Annotated in this window: 7 protein-coding genes and 2 pseudogenes; 5 read left to right on the forward strand and 4 right to left on the reverse strand. The window is 35.8% G+C overall.

The genetic code is table 11. From position 1 onward, the window contains the following. Positions 1–52: 52 nt before the first annotated feature. Positions 53–583 (reverse strand): hypothetical protein, encoded by a 531-nt coding sequence (locus I6F10_RS16635; RefSeq protein WP_165744429.1) that lies wholly within the window; start codon positions 581–583, stop codon positions 53–55. 51 nt (positions 584–634) lie between these two features. Here I6F10_RS16635 and I6F10_RS16640 point away from each other — a divergent pair, with 51 nt between their 5' ends. Both I6F10_RS16640 and I6F10_RS16645 read left to right on the forward strand, forming a co-directional pair. Further along, positions 635–1,018 carry a DUF1294 domain-containing protein gene (locus tag I6F10_RS16640; RefSeq protein WP_165744428.1) on the forward strand — a complete coding sequence of 128 codons (384 nt, stop codon included), beginning with the start codon at positions 635–637 and terminating at the stop codon, positions 1,016–1,018. Positions 1,019–1,043: 25 nt separating this feature from the next. Continuing rightward, complete coding sequence (locus tag I6F10_RS16645) at positions 1,044–1,562, forward strand: transthyretin-like family protein (RefSeq protein WP_231619990.1); 519 nt, start codon at positions 1,044–1,046, stop codon at positions 1,560–1,562. Positions 1,563–1,775: 213 nt separating this feature from the next. On the opposite strand, the pseudogene I6F10_RS16650 reads toward I6F10_RS16645, so the two are convergent. The 3 genes and pseudogenes from I6F10_RS16650 to soxR all read right to left on the reverse strand — a co-directional run bounded on the left by I6F10_RS16650 (position 1,776) and on the right by soxR (position 4,287). Then, positions 1,776–2,861: pseudogene (locus I6F10_RS16650) on the reverse strand (rhomboid family intramembrane serine protease). Between the two features lie 54 nt (positions 2,862–2,915). Next, positions 2,916–3,359, reverse strand: coding sequence for a hypothetical protein (locus tag I6F10_RS16655; RefSeq protein ID WP_231619991.1), 444 nt, complete (start codon positions 3,357–3,359; stop codon positions 2,916–2,918). 445 nt (positions 3,360–3,804) lie between these two features. Next, the gene (gene soxR / locus I6F10_RS16660) at positions 3,805–4,287 is read right to left on the reverse strand and encodes a redox-sensitive transcriptional activator SoxR (RefSeq protein WP_165744427.1); all 483 of its coding nucleotides are present in this window, start codon (positions 4,285–4,287) and stop codon (positions 3,805–3,807) included. 77 nt (positions 4,288–4,364) lie between these two features. On the opposite strand from soxR, the pseudogene I6F10_RS16665 reads away from it, so the two are divergent. The 3 genes and pseudogenes from I6F10_RS16665 (at position 4,365) to I6F10_RS16675 (ending at position 6,060) form a co-directional block, all read left to right on the forward strand. Beyond that, positions 4,365–4,838 (forward strand): annotated as a pseudogene (locus tag I6F10_RS16665) (flavodoxin family protein). Positions 4,839–4,903: 65 nt separating this feature from the next. Beyond that, positions 4,904–5,416: a DsrE family protein gene (locus I6F10_RS16670; protein ID WP_165744426.1), complete on the forward strand. Its 513-nt coding sequence runs from the start codon at positions 4,904–4,906 to the stop codon at positions 5,414–5,416. Between the two features lie 8 nt (positions 5,417–5,424). Continuing rightward, positions 5,425–6,060 (forward strand): SGNH/GDSL hydrolase family protein, encoded by a 636-nt coding sequence (locus I6F10_RS16675; protein WP_165744450.1) that lies wholly within the window; start codon positions 5,425–5,427, stop codon positions 6,058–6,060. Positions 6,061–6,187 lie beyond the last annotated feature (127 nt).

Consider the following 6,187-nt stretch of genomic DNA (forward strand, 5'->3'; position numbering starts at 1 on the left):
TTATAAATGACAAAAGGCAGCCTAGGCTGCCTTTTGTGCTTTTAAATCACAGCTATTTAAACTTAACCGTTTTTGTACTGCGTGTATAAATACGTTGTTCGGGCTTTGTCCACTCACCCTTTTTTAAATAAGAGGTCGATACAATAAATTTATCGTCTTTTAGTTCACTCATTGATTTAACCTTTGTAATATCATCTTGGCTACCAGTTACATCTTCATAAGCTACAAATTGAGTGGGGCTGAGGACTTTCATAGCCCCTTTAGTATAAAATCCTGCGGTTGTGAAATAGTAAAATACCAAAGACTCTTTTTTACTGTCGTAAAAAATCATCGACTCGCCGCCATACTCACCTTCATTAATAGAGTGCTTGGTATGTATCGCTTTACCGTTTAAAGCACGCTCCCAACGGCCAACATCTTGTATTTTTTTAGCACCTTCAGGTACTTTAAAGTCAGCCTGCCAAGTTCCTAAATAGGGCTTAAATACGGCAAGTTCTTTATCAAGGTTGGTGAATGTATCGGATGCATAGCTATTAAATGTTGATAAGCATAAGACTAAGAATATCGCTTTAAAATATGTCATAATTTGGCTCTTGTTTTTGTAATACCAATGCCAAGTATAGGCGATAATTAATTGATAAAGAAAATATTAATCACATTCTCATTACTTTATTTAGCCGCCATTTGGCTGGCTTACCTACTGCAATACTTACCTGTTTATATACCAATATATGTACCTGGTTATATAAGTGTATTAAGTGCTATCACTTTTTTAATGTACGCGTGGGATAAGCGACAAGCTAAGCGCTCTTCACATAAAAAAGTAAATCGTACGCCAGAGCGCACACTGCAACTACTTGCATTATTTGGAGGATGGCCGGGGGCATTACTTGCTCAACAATTACTTCGCCATAAATCGCAAAAGCGACGTTTTATAGTGATGTTGTGGTTATGTATTTTAATTAATGTAGGATGCAGTATTATCGCTATTTATTTTCCAGATTTATTGTTAGGTTAAAGTATAAATAGGAAAAGGACTTTTTATGACTAATACAAGATCGGCTGGCGTGACCTTAACGCTTATTTTATTTTTATTAATACCATTGCAAGGATGTGCAGACATGTTTGGGTTTTTTAATAAACAAAACGTTACGTTGTCGTTGCCTGTAAAAGGCAGACTATTAAATAATGGTGAGCCCCAACAGGGCGTTAAAGTAACAAGAGAGCTGATTTACGGTGATACTTATATTGATGAAGCCATAAGTGATAACAATGGTTACTTTTATTTCGATAATAAAACAATACGTAGTTCAAAGCCTTCAAACATGTTTTTTAATAGCTCTTTGCTACAGAGTATTTATATTGGAAACAAAAAAGATGAAGATTCAATCTTGTGGTATACCACAATACAGTTCACCGAAGAGCAAGCACTGCTATCTGATATATTAAATAACTTTGAATGCGAGCTTGGTGAAGAGGCTACAACGTACGATATACCGATAAAAAATACGGGTCAATTTTATACAGTTTATACGCGTTGTAATACCAATTCGCTTAATTAAGTGGTCTATTTTGAGGGCTGAAAAACGTGTTGATAGCTAGGCAAAAAATTCGCTATTTAGTTGTTCTAAATGAGAGTTTTTTAACGCAGGTAGCGACACGTTTAGCCCCACAAAATGATTAAGTATTATTGCGGATTGGTATAAGTTATAGAAATTAGTGAGAAGTTTGATAAAGCCACTAATGTTCATCTATTAGTGGCTTTAATATGATGATTAACGTTTTAACTGTGCTTCTTTTTGGTTTAGTAAACGAATTATAGGGTTTTGCTCTAATATTTTACTTTTCAAAATATAACCAATAATTAGTCCAGCTATAAAGCCACCAATATGTGCACCATAATCAATGTCATCAGGGCCTGTTACTGCACCAAAAATGTTAAATCCTAATCAAATAGCAAAAAACCATACCGCAGAAAGTTTCTTCTGATAAATTACAAACATAAAAGTAAGGCTTGCGTGCCTAAACCACATCAGATACATGCCAAATAAACCGGCTATCGCACCACTGGCACCCATGCCTGGAATATTCGACATAGGGTTTACAATGTAGCTAGCAAATGATGCGAGTAGACCACAGGCCAAGTACCATAACAAAAAGCGCTTGTGTCCTAAAACATCTTCTAAGTTATCGCCAACGATATATAAAAAGTACATATTGCCAACTAGATACATTATGGAACCATGTAAAAATACGCAAGTTAATACAGTCCATAGCTCATTACCTTTACTTAAATCTGCAGGTGTCATGGCAAAGTTATCAATGACGTAGCTAAATGAGCTCGGGTTTAAAAAGTAAAGTGCAAAAATCAGTGTGTTTAAGACAATAAGACCGCGAGTTACCCAGGGGGTCTTTTGTGGCTGAATATTATATTCAACAGGCATTTGCGTTAAAAATTGGAACAAGTAAGTTTTCCAACTTACTTTTTGATTTAGCTCGCCTAAACTCGCTTTTATTTCAGGGCTATTTTCAACACTTTCAAGCTCATCTTTATCAATCCATGTGCCATCGCAGTGTCTACAAACATCTATTTCGGTATGAAAAGCCTCAAGTAAGTGAAAACGTTCCAAGCTTTTTTTACAATCAGGGCAGTCAAGCTCAGAAATTCCTAATAGTTCACCAAAGTGAGTTTCAAATTTATCACCTTCAGGGCCTTCATTTATTTCGGAAATCATCCGATTTACTTCATTTTTTTCGAACCATAAGCCACCGCATTCACAGCAAATATCTATTTCTTCGCCTTGATAATTGGTTACTTCTAATGGATGGTCTTTACAATGTGGGCAGCTCTTAGTTGGCATTTTCTAGCTCCTTTAACGAACCAACAGAAATGTCATTCTGCTGTAATTCCATTTTTAATGGTTTAGCGCTATTTTTAGTGCGGGTAGCGTTTGAGTTTTAATTGAGTCTGTTATTTTTGCTAATTCGATAGAAGCCTGCTTAGCAGACATTTTTCTTTCTATTGCGGCATTAATGATAAAATCAGCTCGAGAATAAAACCGACGTATTTTAGTCAAAAATTCACTTGGTGTTTCAAGCGTAGTAGGCGAAAACTGCATGGTTTTCCATATGTACTGCTCAAGTGTGGGTTTAAAAAATTCCATTTCTGATTTTGGCGGGCTCTTCGCTAAGCGTTCTGCATACTTAGCTACCGTATTTGCGTTATCATTAACTTCGTCATAGAGCGATGTACGCAAATAGTAGTTATCTTCCATTTTGCTAAATGAATCGAACTTAAGCGCTTGTTCTAAACCGCTTTGAGCAGCCAAATAAACACCAAATACGGTAGAAATAACCATAAAAAATTGATTTAACCAAAAACCAGTACTTTTGAGCTCTTTATGATCGACCTTTTTAAGCGCACAAGAATACTTAAAAATTAACCAGTTGCAATGCTACTATCCGTATTGAATATACTTTTTTACGTTTCGACCTGCATGTACATGCAGACGTAAACTTTACTCATTTCCTAAGGAGAGTGGGTAATGAATCTTTAGTAATTATACTTTAAGTGCACAACTACTAAAATCCCCATATCAAAACCGTTAAAGGTTTCAATTGATTACTTTGTGATTAAAAATAAAACAAGCAGCCATGGCTCTTCCTCATTTAACAGTTAAAGCAAATAAGAATTCTGTGCTAGAAAAGCTATGTTTTGCTCATGAGGTAAGTATATTGGTATATATAAAATTGATAATACTAAGTTATGGCTAATTAGTTTTTATTTTAAATATATAACAAAGGTCATTCTTGAAAAATACTTTCAACCTTTGAATTTAAAAATACTGCACCGTTTTGTGTTTTGCCTAAATGGTCGTCTTTATTATAAATAGGGCAGCTTTTCAGTGATAAACAGCCACATCCTATGCAGCTGTCTACCTTGTCTCGCAAACGCTGCATATACGCTATTCGCTCGTCCAGCTGTGCTTGCCATTGCTTTGAAAGGGCTGCCCAATCTTTTTGCGTGGGTGTGCGCTGATCAGGTAATGTTGCCAGTGTTTGTTTAATTTCATCAAGGGTTATTCCCATTGCTTGTGCGGCTTTTATTACCGCTATACGGCGCAGTACATCTTTTTTATAGCGGCGTTGATTGCCGCCATTTCGCCAGCTACGTATTAGTCCTTTGGTTTCATAAAAATGCAGGGTTGATACTTTTACGCCGCTACGCTTTGCTACATAACCCACGGTTAAGTTGGCCTCAGTTAGTTTTTTTTGATCTATTGGCATTATTTTTATTTTCCGTTTGACCTCAATATAACTTGAGGTTTTAAGCTTCTTTCAACATTAAAAAAGGAGCTAACTAAATGCAACAAAAACTTGAGCGTAGCACTGTTATTATTTATTCAAGCGCACGCAAAAATGGTAATACACAGGCGCACGTTAATGGATTTGCAGAGCAAAATAATGTGCGTGTAATATGCTTAGATGATTATAAAATTGCGCCGTACTGCTATAACAAAAACTATAAAAATGATGATTTTTACGCTGTGTTTGAAGCACTTTTAAAATATGATCATTGGGTGTTCGCGTCTCCTGTTTATTGATAAAGCACCACGGTACAAATGAAATTATTTATCGATAGAATAACCGATTATATGGACGATGAAGCATTAAAACCTAAGCTTCGTAGTTTACGTAGTAAGCATTTTTCAGTGCTTTCTAATGCGTCATCAAGTGAAGCCCCCGCCTGTTTTGTAGAGCAGTTTAAAAATACGTTTAGTTATTTAGGTATGCAGTTTATTAACCACAGCCATAAAAGTACCCAAAAGGTTGCTTAAATTGCAGCCTTTTTTGGTTGTCTCTGGTAGTTTAGTAATAATCTTAAAAAACACAGGATTGTTTTATGAAATATTTACTATTGTTAGTGCTGCTTTTTAGCCCTTTAATATATGCAACAGAGCAACCAATTAAGGGGGATGGTAATTATTACAATGTACCCGAGCATGATGAAATTAATGACGCTACGGTATTTAAAATAGCATTTGATGTTGCTGATGGCGCTGAAAAAGGCGCGCAAAATAATTCAATAAATTCGCTAGCGCGTTTTATTAACATGCATTTAGCGCATGGCGTAAAGCCTGAAAACATACAACTTGCATTAGTTGTGCACGGCAGCGCAAGTGTTGATGTGTTAGCTAATAGCGAATATAAAAAACGCTTTAACGTTGACAATAAAAATCAAGCGTTAATTGAGCAGCTACTAGAAAACAACACTAAAGTGTATGTTTGCGGGCAATCTGCTACTCACTTTAAAGTAACGCCAGCGCTTTTAATTGAGGGTGTAAAGATGTCGCTTTCAGCTATGACCGCTCACGCACAACTTCAACAGCAAGGCTATACGCTCAATCCATTTTAATGACTCAAATAATAAAAAATATTCTCTGCTTTGGGGATTCAAATACATGGGGCTTAAACCCTGTAACGGGTAAACGTTTTGATGAAAATACCCGTTGGACATCACTTTTAAATAAAAACTTAGGGTGTGGTTTTAACGTAATAGAGGCAGGGCAACCTAATCGCACGTTAGTGCATAATCCCCCGTTTGACGTTGTGCTCAATGGTGTTAGCTATTTAAAACCTTATTTGGATAAGCATGATCTCGACTTTATTATTATAGCTCTTGGTACAAACGATCTTAAAAAACGTTTTAATTTAACACCTAGTTTAATAGCAGATGGCTTGAATGATTTAATTAACTCAATACACTTTTATTATCAGCAAGGTAGTACTTTAAAATCCCCTAAGATTATTATTGCTAGCCCACCTAAAATAAGAATTACCGGGCAGTATTCACGTATTTATGAAGAGGCTGATACAAAAGCAACAAAGCTCTCTAGTGCATTTAAAAGCGTTGCAGCTAATAATAAGTGCGCTTTTATTGATTTTAACTCGTTCATTAGCATAACAGATGGTGATGGGATTCATTTTGATGATATCCAACATTTGGCAATAGGCTTTAAAATAGCGCAATTGGTTCAAAATTTACTCAATAATTGTTAAATCTATCGTAACTATTCACCAAGACAAATTATTTTCTAAGGATCTTTTTTAGCTATTGACTGATCCTGCCAGTATGCCAAGCTAGAGCTATTACCCTATCGCTCTAGCTTTAATGAATTTAAACAGC

This window comes from Pseudoalteromonas sp. SWYJZ98 (assembly GCF_015864495.1).
Lineage (GTDB): Bacteria > Pseudomonadota > Gammaproteobacteria > Enterobacterales > Alteromonadaceae > Pseudoalteromonas > Pseudoalteromonas distincta.